The organism is Serratia sp. EC4 (assembly GCF_059652115.1).
In genome coordinates this window covers 1-15522 of sequence record NZ_JBNIDE010000009.1, presented here as the reverse complement: position 1 = coordinate 15522, position 15522 = coordinate 1, and the positions used below count along the sequence as shown (strand labels likewise).

At 60.1% G+C, this 15522-nt stretch carries 16 protein-coding genes; 6 read left to right on the top strand and 10 right to left on the bottom strand.

What is annotated here, in order from left to right; translation table 11 throughout:
* Together ACP39K_RS20160 and ypfH are read left to right on the top strand one after the other, a co-directional pair.
* Positions 1 to 2013 carry a tRNA(Met) cytidine acetyltransferase TmcA gene (locus ACP39K_RS20160; RefSeq protein WP_497008791.1) on the top strand — a complete coding sequence of 671 codons (2013 nt, stop codon included), beginning with the start codon at positions 1 to 3 and terminating at the stop codon, positions 2011 to 2013.
* A 120-nt stretch (positions 2014 to 2133) separates the two neighbouring features.
* Positions 2134 to 2823: an esterase gene (ypfH, locus tag ACP39K_RS20155; protein WP_147827693.1), complete on the top strand. Its 690-nt coding sequence runs from the start codon at positions 2134 to 2136 to the stop codon at positions 2821 to 2823.
* 30 nt (positions 2824 to 2853) lie between these two features.
* Here ypfH and ACP39K_RS20150 read toward each other — a convergent pair whose 3' ends face one another.
* From ACP39K_RS20150 to ACP39K_RS20130, 5 genes are all read right to left on the bottom strand, one after another.
* Positions 2854 to 3039 (bottom strand): YpfN family protein, encoded by a 186-nt coding sequence (locus ACP39K_RS20150; RefSeq protein ID WP_004941720.1) that lies wholly within the window; start codon positions 3037 to 3039, stop codon positions 2854 to 2856.
* Between the two features lie 2 nt (positions 3040 to 3041).
* The gene (locus ACP39K_RS20145) at positions 3042 to 3716 is read right to left on the bottom strand and encodes a M15 family metallopeptidase (protein WP_048796511.1); all 675 of its coding nucleotides are present in this window, start codon (positions 3714 to 3716) and stop codon (positions 3042 to 3044) included.
* Positions 3713 to 4840, bottom strand: a complete 1128-nt coding sequence (gene dapE / locus ACP39K_RS20140) for a succinyl-diaminopimelate desuccinylase (protein WP_016926745.1) — start codon at positions 4838 to 4840, stop codon at positions 3713 to 3715. The genes ACP39K_RS20145 and dapE overlap by 4 nt, the downstream gene beginning before the upstream one ends.
* Complete coding sequence (locus ACP39K_RS20135; RefSeq protein WP_033634178.1) at positions 4837 to 5223, bottom strand: ArsC family reductase; 387 nt, start codon at positions 5221 to 5223, stop codon at positions 4837 to 4839. Before ACP39K_RS20135 ends, dapE begins: the two co-directional genes overlap by 4 nt.
* Positions 5224 to 5475: 252 nt before the next feature.
* A complete protein-coding gene (locus tag ACP39K_RS20130; RefSeq protein ID WP_033639677.1) occupies positions 5476 to 6027 on the bottom strand; it encodes a LuxR C-terminal-related transcriptional regulator in 552 nt (183 codons plus the stop codon).
* 531 nt (positions 6028 to 6558) lie between these two features.
* On the opposite strand from ACP39K_RS20130, the gene ACP39K_RS20125 reads away from it, so the two are divergent.
* Positions 6559 to 6984, top strand: a complete 426-nt coding sequence (locus ACP39K_RS20125) for a GNAT family N-acetyltransferase (protein WP_491037632.1) — start codon at positions 6559 to 6561, stop codon at positions 6982 to 6984.
* 7 nt (positions 6985 to 6991) lie between these two features.
* Here ACP39K_RS20125 and ACP39K_RS20120 read toward each other — a convergent pair whose 3' ends face one another.
* Together ACP39K_RS20120 and ACP39K_RS20115 are read right to left on the bottom strand one after the other, a co-directional pair.
* Complete coding sequence (locus ACP39K_RS20120) at positions 6992 to 7423, bottom strand: GNAT family N-acetyltransferase (RefSeq protein WP_244757744.1); 432 nt, start codon at positions 7421 to 7423, stop codon at positions 6992 to 6994.
* Between the two features lie 9 nt (positions 7424 to 7432).
* A complete protein-coding gene (locus tag ACP39K_RS20115) occupies positions 7433 to 7912 on the bottom strand; it encodes a tetratricopeptide repeat protein (RefSeq protein WP_033639680.1) in 480 nt (159 codons plus the stop codon).
* A 216-nt stretch (positions 7913 to 8128) separates the two neighbouring features.
* Between ACP39K_RS20115 and ypfM the strand changes: the two genes are divergently transcribed.
* The gene (ypfM, locus tag ACP39K_RS20110; RefSeq protein WP_100396732.1) at positions 8129 to 8188 is read left to right on the top strand and encodes a protein YpfM; all 60 of its coding nucleotides are present in this window, start codon (positions 8129 to 8131) and stop codon (positions 8186 to 8188) included.
* 129 nt (positions 8189 to 8317) lie between these two features.
* On the opposite strand, the gene acrD is transcribed toward ypfM, so the two are convergent.
* Positions 8318 to 11455, bottom strand: a complete 3138-nt coding sequence (gene acrD / locus ACP39K_RS20105) for a multidrug efflux RND transporter permease AcrD (RefSeq protein WP_033639681.1) — start codon at positions 11453 to 11455, stop codon at positions 8318 to 8320.
* A gap of 292 nt (positions 11456 to 11747) precedes the next feature.
* Between acrD and ACP39K_RS20100 the strand changes: the two genes are divergently transcribed.
* Entirely contained in the window at positions 11748 to 12026 is a 279-nt protein-coding gene (locus tag ACP39K_RS20100; RefSeq protein WP_016926751.1) for a winged helix-turn-helix domain-containing protein, read from the top strand.
* Positions 12027 to 12058: 32 nt separating this feature from the next.
* On the opposite strand, the gene ACP39K_RS20095 is transcribed toward ACP39K_RS20100, so the two are convergent.
* A complete protein-coding gene (locus tag ACP39K_RS20095; RefSeq protein WP_004941753.1) occupies positions 12059 to 12691 on the bottom strand; it encodes a response regulator in 633 nt (210 codons plus the stop codon).
* A gap of 161 nt (positions 12692 to 12852) precedes the next feature.
* On the bottom strand, positions 12853 to 14529 hold the full coding sequence (gene narQ / locus ACP39K_RS20090; RefSeq protein ID WP_243810504.1) for a nitrate/nitrite two-component system sensor histidine kinase NarQ: 1677 nt from the start codon (positions 14527 to 14529) through the stop codon (positions 12853 to 12855).
* 358 nt (positions 14530 to 14887) lie between these two features.
* Here narQ and nudK point away from each other — a divergent pair, with 358 nt between their 5' ends.
* A complete protein-coding gene (nudK, locus tag ACP39K_RS20085; RefSeq protein ID WP_497008790.1) occupies positions 14888 to 15463 on the top strand; it encodes a GDP-mannose pyrophosphatase NudK in 576 nt (191 codons plus the stop codon).
* Positions 15464 to 15522: the final 59 nt, after the last annotated feature.

Sequence of the window (15522 nt, the reverse complement as noted above, 5' to 3'; positions counted from 1 at the left end):
ATGTTACAGGCAGCGCAACAACTCATGCGGCGGCAGGGCATCCGGCGCCTGCTGGTGCTCAGCGGTGAACCTGACTGGTGCCGCGAACAGGCGCAGCGGCTGGCGGCGACGCTGCCGGGCGACTGGCCGTGGGTGGGGGAAAACCCGCCGCCCGGCCTGACGGCTTTGCCGAGCCGCGCGGTGCGCCAATTGCTGGGGCAGGAGCGGCTGCACGCAGTGTTCGACGCCGGTCAGTCGCTGGACGTGGAGGCGTTGGCGGCGCTGTGCGGCGCATTGCGCGCCGGCAGTTGGTTGCTGCTGTTGACGCCGCCCTGGCGGCAATGGCCTCAGTTGCCGGATGGCGACAGCCTGCGCTGGAGCGATTGTCCGCAGCCGATCACCACGCCGCATTTCATCCATCATCTGCAGCAGCATCTGGCCGATGACAGCGAAGTGACGATCTGGCGGCAAGATGAGCCCCTGACGCTGGCCGCGCTGCCGGCGCGTGAGGGGTGGCAGCCGCCGGATGGCCGCCCGACCGAGGAACAACAGGCGATCTTGACGGCGCTGCTGCAGGCCGAGTCCGGCGTGTGGGTGCTGACCGCCGCCCGTGGCCGCGGCAAATCGACGCTGGCCGGCATGCTGGTGGCGCAGTCGCCGCTGACCTGCTGGATCACCGGGCCGAGCCGCGCCGCTACTGAGGTGGCCGGGGAATGGGCGCAGGGGCGCGCGCAGTTTTGGGCGCCCGATGCCTTGTTGGCGCAGTGCCGGGAAGGCGACGTCAGTGAGGTGGGCTGGCTGCTGGTGGATGAAGCGGCGGCGATCCCCGCGCCGCTGTTGCAGCAGTTGATCGGTTATTTTCCTCGCGTGCTGTTGACCACCACGGTGCAGGGCTATGAAGGCACCGGCCGCGGTTTTCTGCTGAAGTTTTGCGCCGGGCTGCCGTCCTATCAGGCGTTGAGCCTGCAACAGCCGATGCGCTGGGCGCAGGGGGATGCGCTGGAACGGATAACGGACAATGCGCTGTTGTTCAACGAGCTGCCCGCGTGGCCGGCGGACGGCCAGGCGATCGATTACAGCCAGGCGGAGCAGCGTGAACTGTGCGCCGATCCGCAGCGGCTGGCGCGTTTCTATGCTCTGCTGAGCAGCGCGCATTACCGCACCTCGCCGCTGGATTTGCGCAGGTTGATGGATGCGCCCGGTATGCATTTCGGGCTGGCGCAGGCCGAACAGGAGGTGGTGGGCGCCGTGTGGCTGGTGGACGAAGGCGGCTTGAGCGCCGAGTTGGCGCACGACGTGTGGGCCGGCCGCCGCCGGCCGCGCGGCAACCTGGTGGCGCAGTCGCTGGCGGCGCATGGCGGCCAGTGGTGGGCGCCGACGCTGCGGTCACGGCGCATTACCCGCATCGCGACGCTGCCTGCGTTGCGGCGGCAGGGTATCGCGCGTCAGCTGGTCGAGCGGCAACGCTGCCAGGCTCAGGGTCTGGACTTCCTGTCGGTCAGCTTCGGCTATACCGAGCCGCTGTGGCGCTTTTGGCAATCCTGCGGTTTCGAGCTGGTGCGCATCGGCAGCAAGCCGGAGGCCAGCAGCGGCTGCTATACCGCGATGGCTATCTTGCCCCTGAGCGAGCAAGGGGAGGCGCTACGGCATGCGGCGCACAAGCACCTGGCGCGTGACTGGCCCTGGCTGCGGCAGCGTATCGAGCTTACGCTGGCGATCCCGGGCGACGACGGCGATACGTCGCTCGGCGAAGAGGACTGGCGCGAGCTGGCCGGGTTCGCTTTCGCCCATCGGCCGCTGGAGGCCAGCCTGGGGGCATTGCAGCGTTTGCTGTTGGCCAGCAGTCTGCCGCTGTCCGCGCTGCGCGGCCATCTGCAGCGGCGGCAATCCCCGGCGGCCTGCGTGGAGCAGGCGGGCGTAAGCGGCCAGAAAGCCTTGCTGCGCTACTGGCGGCACGAAACGGCGCAGGCGCTGGAACAGCTGAATGCGCAGCACTGCCGCTACTGGCGCGACTGGGCGCAGTCGTTGCAATAAATTGAATAACTCGCTCAATAAAACCCGATTTTCCCGATTTCTCAACGGCGTATAGTCACTGTCAGCGGTGCGGCGGCGACTGTCGCCGCACCAAGTCTGGTTACAACTAAGGAGTCATCGATGAAACATGAGCATTTCGTTGTCCAAAGCCCGGCGACCCCGGCGGCGCAGCTGATCTTGCTGTTTCACGGTGTCGGCGACAACCCGGTGGCGATGGGGGAGATCGGCAGTTACTTCGCCAAAGAGTTTCCTCAGGCCCAGGTGGTGAGCATCGGTGGCCCCGAAGCGTTTGGCAACGGCGCCGGGCGCCAGTGGTTTTCAGTGCAGGACGTGACCGAAGAGAACCGTGCGGCCCGCATCGCAGACGTGATGCCGCAGTTTGTGGCGGTGGTGCGCCATTGGCAGCAGTTGAGCGGCGTAGGCTATGCCGGCACGGCGCTGGTGGGGTTCTCGCAGGGGGCGATCATGGCGCTGGAAGCGTTAAAAGCGGAAACCCGACTGGCCGGGCGCGTGGTCGCGTTCAGCGGGCGTTTCGCCCAGTTGCCTGAGCAGGCTTTCGGCGACAGCGTGGTGCATTTGATCCACGGTGAAGAGGATACGGTGATCGCGGTGCAACACGCTCACGCGGCGGCGGAGGCGTTGCGGGCCAACGGCGCCGATTTCACGCTGGACGTGGAGGAAAACGTCGGGCACGCAATCAACCAGGGCATGATGAACGCCGCGCTGGAAAGGCTGCATTATTACGTGCCGCAGCGCTACTGGGACGAAGCCTTGTCCGGCAAGCGCGGCGAGCTGATCGCCTTTCGCTGAAAACTCAGGGCGCCGATGAGCGCCCTGATGTCATTTCTTTTTCGGCCAGTCGTCTTCGTCATCCCACTGGGCGTTGTTGTCGCGGTGCGGCGGTATCTCCGGCTTGTTGGCCAGATAGCTTTTCACGTCGACGCGGCGCAGTTCCTTGATGCCGCTGACGACCATCCCCACCAGAACCAGCAGGATAATCCACCAGTAATCAGCTAACCATTGCATAGCTACTCCTTTCCTTCACTGCGTATAAAACGCGAAAAAATCGAGGGCAGATGGCGTTCGAGCCATTCGGCACCGGCGACCTCCTTGTCTTGCCAGGCCGCCAGCAACAGCGCCGGGGTCAGCAAATGTTCGGCCTCTTGCGCCAGCGGTCGGTAGCTCAGATGCCACGGCTCCACCGCCACGCCGCCGCTGTCTTCGGTAAAGGGGCGATAGAAACCGAACTCGGCCATATGCGCCGTCAGCCACTGGTTGAGTGGCGCAAAGTACCCGCCTTCTTCATATTCCCACGGCTCCAGCTGCAGCTTTTGCCCTTCCGGCAACAGCGACGGATCGTACACGTCCAAATCGCTGCCCCAGTGATGGCGGCTGGCGCCAGGCAAGGCTGACCAGCGCAGGATCGCCTCACAGCGCTCGGCGGCGGACAGCGGCGCGACGTCGATCGGTTGGCTGTCCTTATCTAATACTGGCCGCTGGCCGCAGAATTTGCCATTCCAAATCGCCAACTGACGGTCGAAATCGCGGAAGGTACTGGCGGGCTGGAGATCGAATCCCGCCTCACGCGCCGCCTGCTGCATCGCCAGGAAGGCGTTGACCGCCTGCGGCTGCAGGCGGTGGTTGCCGCTCAGCGGCGCCAGGTGTTCGGTTGAGCGGCCGGTGAGCATCTCTGCGTTGATCATGCGACCAATTGCTCCATGATGCGTTGATACATGCGGCTCAGCAACTGCAGATCCGCGGCGTTGACACATTCGTTGACCTTGTGGATGGTGGCGTTGACCGGCCCCAGTTCCACCACCTGCGCGCCCATCTGCGCGATGAAGCGGCCGTCGGAGGTGCCGCCGGTGGTCAGCAGCTGCGGCGTCAATTCAGAATAGTGCTCGACGGCGTTGACCACCGCATCCACCAGCGCGCCGCGCGAGGTGAGGAACGGTTGACCGGACAGCCGCCATTCGATGCTGTAATTCAACTGATGGCGTTCCAGCAGCTCTTCCACGCGCTGCTTGATCATCGCATCGGTCAGTTCGGTGCTGAACCGGAAGTTGAACTGCACGTAGAGATCGCCCGGGATCACGTTGTTGCTGCCGGTGCCGGCCTGCACGTTGGCGATCTGCATGCTGGTCGGCGGGAAGAACTCGTTGCCGCGATCCCATTCGATCGCCACCAGTTCATTCAGCGCCGGCATGGCGCGGTGCACTGGGTTGTCCGCCAAATGCGGATAGGCGACGTGCCCCTGTACGCCGTGGATATGCAGGTTGGCGGTGATGGAGCCGCGACGGCCGTTTTTCACCACGTCGCCGACGCGTTCGGTGCTGGACGGCTCGCCGACCAGGCAGTAATCCAGCCGCTCGTTGCGCGCCATCAGCGCTTCGACCACTTTAACCGTGCCGTGAGTGGCGCTGGCTTCTTCATCTGAAGTGATCAGAAATGCCAGGCGGCCCCGGTGATTCGGGTTGGCGGCGACAAAGCGTTCCGCGGCCACCACCATCGCGGCCAATGAGCCTTTCATGTCCGCCGCGCCACGGCCATACAGCATGCCGTCGCGGATCGCCGGTTCAAAAGGCGGGTTTTCCCAGCGTGTTTCATCGCCGGTCGGCACCACGTCGGTGTGCCCGGCGAACGCCAGGGTTTGCCCTTCGCCGCGCCAGGCCCAGAAGTTTTGGGTGTCTTCGAAGTCCATTGCTTCGACGGTGAAGCCGATCGCCTGCAAACGGTCGATCATCAGCTGCTGGCAGCCTTCGTCATTCGGGCTGAGGGAAGGGCGCTTGATCAACTGCTGGGCCAGTTCGATAACCGGGCAAGTCATACGGCAACCTCGGCGATAAATTGTTGGTAAGCGTCGGCGTTAAAACCGAGCAGGGCGTGGCCGTTGCCGTCGTCCAGCAGCGGACGTTTAATGATCGCCGGCTGCGCCAGCATCAGCGCGATGGCGGCGTCGGCATTATCACAGGCGTTGCGCTGCGCTTCATCCAGCTTGCGCCAGGTGGTGCCGCGGGTATTGAGCAGCGGCTCCCAACCCAGTTGCGCGACGAAACCGCGCAGTTGCTGTTCGGTCAGGCCGTCGGCGCGGTAGTCGTGAAAATGATAGGCCACGCCCCGATCTTCCAGCCAGCGGCGGGCTTTTTTGATGGTGTCGCAGTTTTTGATGCCGTACATCGTCAGCGTTGTTTGTTGCGGTTTGTTTGCCATGGCGTAAAGCTACCTGTCTCGTCGAGTCGATACTGAGCGGCGGGCGCGGTCTTAGGCCTTCTCGCCGCCCGGCGATAGCAGAGATAATGCCAGTAAAGCGGCGGCGAGATCCAGACAACGATGCGTGCGAGACACGATTGGGCGCCAGGGTGAGGGGTTGGCAAACTGATGAAACGGCGACCTTCGCCGGCGGTGCGCTTAAAAGACGCCGGCGAACGCGTTCTGCCGCCAATGCGGAGCGGGGAGGGAGAACTACTCTTTATTGATTCTTATGTTTAAACGCTCGGTCAAGCAACGCACGCGGGTAATATGCAACAGCGGTTTTATCCTGCTGGCGCCGAGTTTTTTCATGATTCGTGATTTGTAATGATTGGCGGTTTTATTTCTGATATTCATGGCATTGCTGATATCGGCCAGCGATTTTCCCGTCGACCACTCCGAGAGAAAATGCGATTCGCGCTGAGAGAGTTGCGGCGGCTCGGTATAGTGACTGTAACGCTTATATAAGTCGCCGATCAGGTGGCTGAAGCGGCTCAATGATATAAGGTTTGATAATATAATGGTCTTATTGTCGACAATCACCATCTCATGCAGGCAGTCGGTGATAATGATTATTTTGTAGGTATTGGGGTTGGCATATTCATCGCGGTAACGCGCTTCAAAGTTGGCGATAGTGACATCGATAAAGCAGACCCTTTTGCGGCTAAAGCCGGCCGGCGCGCGTTTTTCCGCCCAGGTTTGGTTAATGAGTTGTCGGATGCCGACGGTGGTATAGGCGCACTCGCTGAAAATATCAATTTCCATTTTATTATAATCCTTTACTTTTTATTTCCCGGTGAGGATGGCTATCTTAAAACATAAAAAAAGAAATAATCTAAATAATTTCATGTTGAACTTTTCTTGCGTCGCAAACGAATGAGCGTTATCTGGGCGCCAGCTTTGAAGGGAAGGTTATATACTAGCATGATTTATAAAGAGTAAATCTTTTTTTCAACCGAATTTTTAAGCAAGGTAAGGTTAATAGAATAGACATCTTCTATTAATACCGCGGTAATTAAAAGGAATTAACATAGATTAAGGCTATCAAAATAGGATAAACGATCGGTTTTGACGATCATTAAGTGGTGGCTGTCTTAGCTTAACGGATTAATAATTAAGATTTTTCTTGGTTTTGTCACGATGAGTGGCCTTATTTTGAACGTCACTAAAGTCGGCGCTGAAGTCATGAAAATATTAACGTTGAAATTGAGAGAAAGATAATTCTAAACAAAGAAAATGCGATGTTTTAAGCTGTAATCAGAGTGTGAACGTGGAGGATTGATACGGAGAGCCGACGTGAAAAAATGTCATATCGAAATTTCCGAGCGGGTAACGCAGGAAATAACGTCCTGTATCGCGGAGGGATTGGATCGTTTTAATGATCAACATATCGGCTACGGCGATCGTCTGCCGCTGGCGGTGGTGGTAAGAGATCCCGACAGTGGGGAAGTTCTGGGAGGGATTACCGGACGCTCATCGTTAGGGCTGCTGTTTCTCGAGCTCTTTTATCTGCCGGAAGCGCTGCGCGGCGAGGGGTTGGGCAGCGAACTGTTGCGCCGTTTCGAGCAGGAAGGCCGCCGGCGCGGTTGCCTTTCCGCCGTGTTGTACACCATCAGCTTTCAGGCGCCGGATTTTTATCAACGGCATGGCTGGCAGCGTATGGGTGAAGTGCCTTGCTTGCCGCCGGGAACCCGCCGTATCTTTATGAGCAAAACCTTGTGATGCGCGTTTAACGCACGTAGCCTCCTTGTTGCAGGCGCAGCAGCGCAGCGCCGTCCGCATACACCATGCCGGTGGTCAAATCGTGAAAGCCGTACTTTTTATAGAAGGCCAGCTTTTCCGGCACCGAATAGATGAAAATCTTGCCGAGCGGCGCCAGATCTTGCATCACCCGATCCATCAACCTGCGCCCCAGCCCTTGGCCCTGAAAGCGCGGATCGATCGCCACGTCCGCCAGGTAGGCGACCGATGTCAGATCGCTGATGGCATGTGCAGTGGCGATCAATTCGTCGCCGATAAACCCCCAATAGCAAAACTGGCTGTGTTGGTAAACGCGCCGCACGGTGTGCGGATCGCGCTTGCCCAGCCCGGCGGCCTCCAGCAATTCACACAGCCGCTGCCAGTCGATGGCGCGGCGGCTCGGATCGGTGATAATTTCCATCGTTTTCCTCTAACCGATAAGACTGAGATCGGCGGCATAGTGCCGAATGGCGCGTTGATAACTGCGGATGTCGGGGTCTGACGAGGTGTCCGCCAGCAGCAGCAACAGATCGGTCACGGCCCGTTTATTTTCACCCAGGTTGTACAGCGCCATGGCGCGAAACAGCATCAGCTCGTTGGCCTGCGGGAACTCGGCCAGGCCGTCGTCGAAAGCCCGTAGCGACGCCGAATATTCTCCCAGGGCGCGGTAGGTGCTGCCGAGACCCAGCCAGGCCTCGCGGCGCTGGGCGGGCGGCAAATCGCGAGCCAACGCCGCGAGGTAGCAGGGAATGGCCTGTTGCTCCAGGCCCTGTACGTCATACAGGCAGGCCAGCTGAAAGTGCAACATCGCCGCTTCCGGCTCTGCCGTCAGTTGCCTGAGCGCCAGCGCGGTCGCCTCCTGATAGCGGCCCTGCGTTTTCAACTGCGAGAGAGACAAAGAGCTGGGCATGATCGACGCTCCATTGGCGTATTTTTATACCTTTTACACGCTACCGCGGAGAAATTGATATCACAAGGGAATAGCGGCACTAAACATTGATCAGATAAATACGAAAATGTGCGCTAAGCCCGGTTTCCGGGCCCGGCATCGTTCCCGTTTCCCTTCACATGGTCAAAAAACAGGCGTAGAATCCGCTTCGTCAAATAATTGAGGTTGTAAAGTATTATGGTTGATCGTGAATTAGGAAACTGGAAAGACTTCATTGATGAGATGTTGGGCAACTGACACAGCGTTGAAGCAGATGGCAAGGTTGAGTCATTGGAACGTCACTGAAGAAACACCTTGGGAACGAGATTTTCGTTCGAAATAAAGCAGCATCGGTAACCCGACGCTGCTTTTTTTATATTCCGCGGATCAGTCCCCGCTGGCCGGCGTACTGCCTGCCGGATGCGCTTTACCCGGGAAGCGGCGCCGTACCAGCACGAAGAACAGCGGCACGAAGAAAATCGCCAGCAGGGTGGCGGAGATCATGCCGCCCATCACCCCGGTGCCGACCGCATGCTGGCTGCCGGAACCGGCGCCGCTGCTGGTGGCCATCGGCAGCACGCCGAAGATGAACGCTAGCGAGGTCATCAGGATCGGCCGCAGGCGCATGCGGGACGCGTCGAGCGTCGCCGACATCAGATCTTGTCCTTTATGGTTCAGCTCATTGGCGAACTCGACGATCAGAATGGCGTTTTTCGCCGACAGTCCAATGATGGTCAACAGGCCAACCTGGAAATAGACGTCGTTCTCCAGACCGCGCAGCCAGGTGGCGGCGACCGCGCCGATCACCCCCAGCGGCACCACCAGCATCACCGAGAACGGTATCGACCAGCTCTCGTACAGCGCCGCCAGGCACAGGAACACCACCAGCAGCGAAATGGCGTACAGCGCCGGCGCCTGCGAGCCGGACAGCCGTTCCTGATAGGACATCGCCGTCCATTCCAGCCCGAAACCGGTCGGCAGTTGGCTGACCAGTTTTTCCATTTCCGCCATGGCGGTGCCGGTGCTGACGCCGTTGGCCGCCTCGCCGACGATCTCCAGCGCCGAGCTGCCGTTATAGCGCTCCAGCCGCGGCGAGCCGTATTCCCAGTGCGAGGTGGCGAAGGCCGAGAACGGCACCATGCCGCCCGCGCTGTTGCGCACATACCATTTATTGATGTCATCCGGCAGCATGCGGAACGGCGCCGCGGCCTGCACGTAGACTTTTTTCACCCGCCCGCGGTCGACGAAGTCGTTGACGTAGGTCGAGCCCCAGGCGGTGGAGAGGGTATTGTTGATGTCGTCGATCGATACGCCCAGCGCCTGAGCCTTGCGCTGATCGATATCGATTTGCAGCTGCGGGCTGTCGTCCAGGCCATTGTGGCGCACGCGCGACAGCAGCGGATTTTGCCCGGCCAGCTGCAGCAATTGATCGCGCGCCGCCATCAGTTTGGCGTGGCCGAGCCCGGCGTGGTCTTCCAACTCCATGTCGAAGCCGGAGGAGTTGCCGAGACCGGTGATCGCCGGCGGGCTGCTGGCGATCACCCGGGCTTCGTTAATCTTGTTGAATGCCAGCGTGGCGCGATCGATGATGTCGAACGAGCTGTTGGCGCCCGAGGTGCGCAGGTCCCAGTCTTTCAGCCGCACGAACAGGCGCGCCACGTTTTGGCCGTTGCCGCCGGGCCCGGAGCCGATGATGGCGAACACCGACAATACGTCCTGTTTCTCTTCGGTGAGGAAGTACCGCTCGACCTTTTCCACCACTTTGGAGGTTTGCTGCAGGGTCGAGCCCGCCGGCAGTTGCACCTGCACGGTGAAGATGCCGCGGTCTTCCTGCGGCAGGAACGAGGTCGGCAGCTTGATGAACAGCAGCGCCATGCCGCCGAGCAACAGCAGATAAATCACCATGTAGCGGCCGCTGGCGTGCAGAATGCGCCCCACGCCGCGCTCATAGCGTTCGGCGTTGCGGTTGAACATGCGGTTGAACCAGCCGAAGAAGCCGCGCTTGCCGTGATGGTGCCCTTTGGCGATCGGTTTGAGCAGCGTGGCGCACAGGGCCGGGGTCAGGATCATCGCCACCAGCACCGACAGCACCATGGCGGAGACGATGGTGATGGAGAACTGGCGATAGATGGCGCCGGTGGTGCCGCCGAAGAACGCCATCGGCACGAACACCGCCGACAGCACCAGGGCGATGCCGACCAGCGCGCTCTGGATCTGCCCCATGGATTTGCGCGTGGCTTCACGCGGCGGCAGGCCTTCCTCGCTCATCACGCGCTCGACGTTCTCCACCACCACGATGGCGTCGTCCACCAGCAGGCCGATCGCCAGCACCATGGCGAACATGGTGAGGGTGTTGATGCTGAAGCCGCAGGCGGAAAGGATGGCGAAGGTGCCCATCAGCACCACCGGCACGGCGATGGTGGGGATCAGCGTGGCGCGGAAGTTCTGCAGGAACAGATACATCACCAGGAACACCAGCAGGATGGCTTCCAGCAGCGTTTTCACCACGTCCTTGATCGAGGCTTTGACGAACGGGGTGGTTTCATAGGCCACTTTGGCCTCCAGCCCGTGCGGGAAGTATTGCGACAGCTCGGCGATCTTGTCCTTCACCAACTGGTCGGTTTGCAGTTCGTTGGCGCCGGAGGCCAGCTTGATGTTCATGCCCGCGGCCTGCATGCCGTTGTAGCGGCTGAGGTAGTTGTAGTTCTCGCCGCCCAGTTCGACGGTGGCGACGTTGCCCAGCGTCACCAGCGAGCCGTCCTGATTGACCCGCAGGGTGATCTGGCGGAACTGTTCCGGCGTCTGGAGCTGCGACTGGGCGTTGATGGTGGCGTTCAACGCCTGTTTATCGACCGATGGCGTGCCGCCCAACTGGCCGACCGCCACCTGGGCGTTCTGGGATTGAATGGCCTTGACCACGTCCTGGGTCGTGAGCTGGTAGCTGTTGAGCTTGTTGGGATCGAGCCAGATGCGCATGGCGTATTGCGAGCCATACACGTCCATGCTGCCGACGCCGTTGATGCGGCTGAGTGGATCCTGCAGGTTGGAGACGATGTAATCGGCGATGTCCTGCTTGTCCATGCTGTTGTCGGTGGAGACGAACGCCACCATCATCAGCGTGGTGTCGCCGGATTTCGAGACCGTGACCCCCTGATTCTGCACCGCCTGCGGCAAACGTTTGATCGCCGCCTGCAGCTGGTTTTGCACCTGCTGCATCGCCTCGTTGGGATCGGTGCCGGCTTCGAACGTCAGCGTGACGGTCGCCTGGCCGGTATTGGTGCTCTGCGACGACATATACATCATGTTGTCGAGGCCGGTCATATTTTGCTCAATGATTTGGGTGACGGTGTTTTCCAGCGTTTGCGCCGAAGCGCCTGGGTAAGTTGCGCTGATGCGCACGTTCGGCGGCGCCAAATTCGGGTATTGTTCTACCGGTAAAGAAAAAATCGCCAATGCCCCGGTCAGGCAAAGAATAATTGCCAGCACCCAGGCGAAAATCGGGCGATCAATAAAAAAATTGGCCATGCAGCGCGAACCTCGTTATGACTTGTTCTATCTTTAAAACGCATCGGAAATATGCATTTCAGCGGCAGGGAAGGATTCCGGCGCTATTGCACTTTACTCGGGATAGTCGAGGAAAGCGTGGAGAAAAAAAGGAGATAGTGTAAATAACGGTAGCGGAAAACGGCGCGGATGCACCGACGCCGATAATTGGACGCTATTAAGACATTTTTATTACTATCAAAGGCCTTGCGCATCTCTTCGCCGCAGGCAACCGAAAGTAAAAACTTGATTCACCTTACAGCAGGAGCTTGGCATGGGAATTAACCCGGTATTTGCCCGTCGGCTTTATTTATGCTGGCTGATCAGCCACAGTGAACGGCCCAATGTGCCGCGGTTGATGGCGCTGACCGGTTGGCCGCGCCGCACGTTGCAGGATGTGCTGAAGGCGCTGCCCGGCATGGGCGTCGAGCTGCAGTTCGTGCAGCAGGGCGTGCGCAACAACGACGGTTTTTATCAGTTGGAAAGCTGGGGGCCGTTCAACAAGAGCTGGGTGCATCAGCATCATCAGGCGCTGCTCGGCGCCATCGAGTAGGCGGCCCCGGCGTATTGGCCGGGGCGGGGCGATCAGTGGCTTTTGTACTCCAGGTACATCACCGTCGCCGCCACGCGAGAACGCACGTCCAGTTTGCGCAGTATGTTGCGGATGTGCACCTTCACGGTTTCTTCAGAGATATGCAACTGCGCCGCCACCTGTTTGTTGGACAGGCCGCGCGCCACCTCTTGCAAGACGTCCAGTTCGCGTTCGGTCAAGGCGGTGAAGGGATCGCGCTGCTCGCTGCGCGCCAGCAAATAGTCGGCCATGGCGTCGCTGATCACGTTTTGCCCCTCGGCGGCGGCGCTGATGTGTTCCAGCAGCTGCTCCGGTTCACTGTCTTTCAGCAGATAGCCGTCGGCGCCGGCGTCGATCAGCGCATACAGATCGCTGCGCGCGTCGGAGACCGTCAGCACGATGATGCGCGCGTCCACGCCTTCGTCGCGCAGAGCCCGCAGCGTATCCAGCCCGGACATGCCCTTCATGTTCAGATCCAACAAGATCACGTCCGGCGCGTGCTGCAGCGCCAGCGCAACCGCCTCGCTGCCGTTGCCGGCCTCCGCCACCACGCCAAATCGCGCATCCAGTCCCAGCAGTTGTTTGATGCCGCGCCGCATCAACGGATGATCGTCAACGATCATGACTCGGTATTGCTTCATCACCATGAAAAATGCTCCCTGTAGCAAGTAAAGCCACTCAAACGCGCCCGGAGGCGTGCTTCACAGTGGGACTGTCTCTTCAAAAATAGCGGCATTCTGCACCGCAAACCTCTCCGGGCGGCCTTCTGCCCGGCGGCAACCGTAACGCAGAGTGAACAGCCGCAAGGTCAGGGCGAGAATGTCAGGCAGACCGCCGTGCCGCCGCCGCTTCTGCGCCGGATGCGCAGCGTTCCTCCCAGTCGCGCCGCGCGTTCGCTCATGATGGTCAAGCCGTAATGCCCTTCCGGTTCTTCCAGACTGGCGATGCCGCAACCGTCGTCGGTAATGCTGAATACGTTGTCGCCTGCGGCATTGACCTCGCAACACACCGCGATCTCGTTCGCTCCGGCGTGCTTGACGGCATTGAGCACTGCCTCGCGCACGATCTGCAGCGCGTGCACCTGCTGTTGGGCGTTGAGCGCCTGCGAGGGCAGCCGACAGTGTAACTGAATCCGCGCGGGGGTTAGCGCCTTTAATGGCTGCAACAGTTGCTCCAGCGCGGCATTCAGATCCGCCTCCTGAATGTTGAGGCGGAAGGTGGCCAGCAATTCTCTCAGCTGGCGATAGGCATCGGCCAGCGTGCGATCGAAATCGTCGATAATCGTCTGTGCCGCCGGATCGTCGGCGGCGCGCCGGAGCAGCGTCAGCTGGATGCGCAGGAACGACAGCGTCTGCGCCAGCGAATCGTGCAGCTCGCGGGCGATGGTCCCACGCTCTTCCATCAACAGCAGATATTGGTGCTGCTTTTGCGCCCGGTTGAAGTAGACGCCGCGCCCCAGCATGTTGGCCAGGCTCTGCATCAGGTGAGGATGCGGCGGCTGCGCTTCGGGCTGCCATCGCAATTCACCCAACAGTTTATCGCCTTGGGTGATCGGCAGCGCGCTCCAGGTTTGCGTCGGCGCCGGCTCTCCTTCGTTCAATTGCCACTGGCCATGATCGTCCGCCACGTTCAACCGGATGCAGCGCAGTCGTTCGCTTTGGCGCACGATGCACAGCACATTCTCGAATGCCTGCTGATCGATCTGGCGCACGCTCAGCGCCTGTGAACAGCGATACAGCACCTCCAGCGTTTCGTTGGCCTGCTGCAGGCGCTGGGTTTTTTCCTGCACTTTCAGCTCCAGCGACTGATAGAGCCGGGCCAGCTCGTCCGACATGGCGCTGAAGGTTTGCGACAGCACGCCGAGCTCGTTCGGCAGCGCCACGTCCAGCTGCGGGTGGCGAAAGTCGCGCTGTTGCACGCGCTGGCTGGCGTCGACCAGGTGCTGCAGCGGCGTGACCACCTGGCGGCGCATAAAGCGGATGCAGAACAGCACCAGGCCGATGATGGCGGCGTAGCCCAGTACGCTGACGGCGGCCACCAGGGTGAGTTTCAACTCGGAATAACGCTGCAGAGCGGAAACAAAATGATCGACGCGGTTGACGTAGCCGGCGACCTCCGCCCGGTAGGCGGCGGCTTGCCCGTCGCGGATCTGCCGCTCCATCGTTTGCCATGTTCGTTGCAGCGCCAGATAGTGGTTGCGCACCTCGGCCGGGACGTAAAAGCGCGCCAGCTTTTGCAGCGCCGGCGCCTGCAAAGATTGCCGATACTGCTGCAGGTGCAGCTCCAGCTCCGGGCTCTGTCGATCGAGATCAAAGGCCAGGCGGTAGCTTTGCATGCGCAGCGAACCGGCGATGTTGATCGCCTCGGCATCGCTCTGGCTGCCGGCGACGGTCGTCAACGCCAACCCGGTGGCGAGCACCGACAGTATCACGATGCCGAACAGCGCCCTGGCCAGGCTGCCGGTCACGGAACGTTTAACAAGCAATCACGGAATCCTTTTCTCTCAGGTGAGGGCTGCGCCAGTTTCATTCGAAAGCAAAACTATAACTTTTGCAACTAAATTGCACCGCGATTTGTATCAAGTTGTCAACAAAACGGGAACAATTGTCGTCGTGTAATCAAATGAATAGCGAAATGCCCGCCGATGTTCAGCCGCCGCCCGGTTTCCACTGAGGATTTGCCTTTGCGGATGCGATTCGTCTGTCAGATTATGCGTCTGCCCACGATGTCTTTTTAATCCTGGTTTGCCCGGAGAGGCGTTGTGATTTTTGTTGCAAATCGTCTGCTGCGGCGCAGCGTAATCGCGGTATGATTTTCACGTTGCAACTCAAGGAAAAAGGGTCATGTCGTCGAAAATTGAGAATGTGAAGAAAGAGCTGTTGTCGGACAACTGGTATGTGCTGAACAAGTATACGTTCGATCTGAAACGCAAAAACGGCGGTTCGGTGCAACAGGTGCGCGAGGTTTACGATCGCGGCAACGGCGCCACCATTTTGCTGTACAACCGCGCCAAGGGCACGGTGGTGCTGACCAACCAGTTCCGCATGCCGACCTACGTCAACGGCAACGAAAGCGGCATGCTGCTCGAGGCCTGCGCCGGCCTGCTGGACGCCGATTCGCCGGAGCAGTGCGCGCGCCGCGAAGCGGTGGAAGAGACCGGTTTTCAGGTGGCCGAGGTCAAGAAAATCTTCGAAGCCTACATGTCGCCGGGCGGCGTGACCGAGATCGTGCACTTCTTTATCGCCGAATACCATGACGATGAGCGGCGCGCGGCCGGCGGCGGCATTGAAGATGAAGATATTGAGGTGATTGAACTGCCGTTCAGCGACGCGGTGGCGATGATCGCCGACGGCCGGATTAAAGACGGCAAGACCATCATGCTGCTGCAGTATTTGCAGATTCATCGGGTGATGGAATAAAAAAAGCCGGTCATGATGACCGGCTTTTTTATCGGCTTGCGCCAGGTCGCTTACTTCAG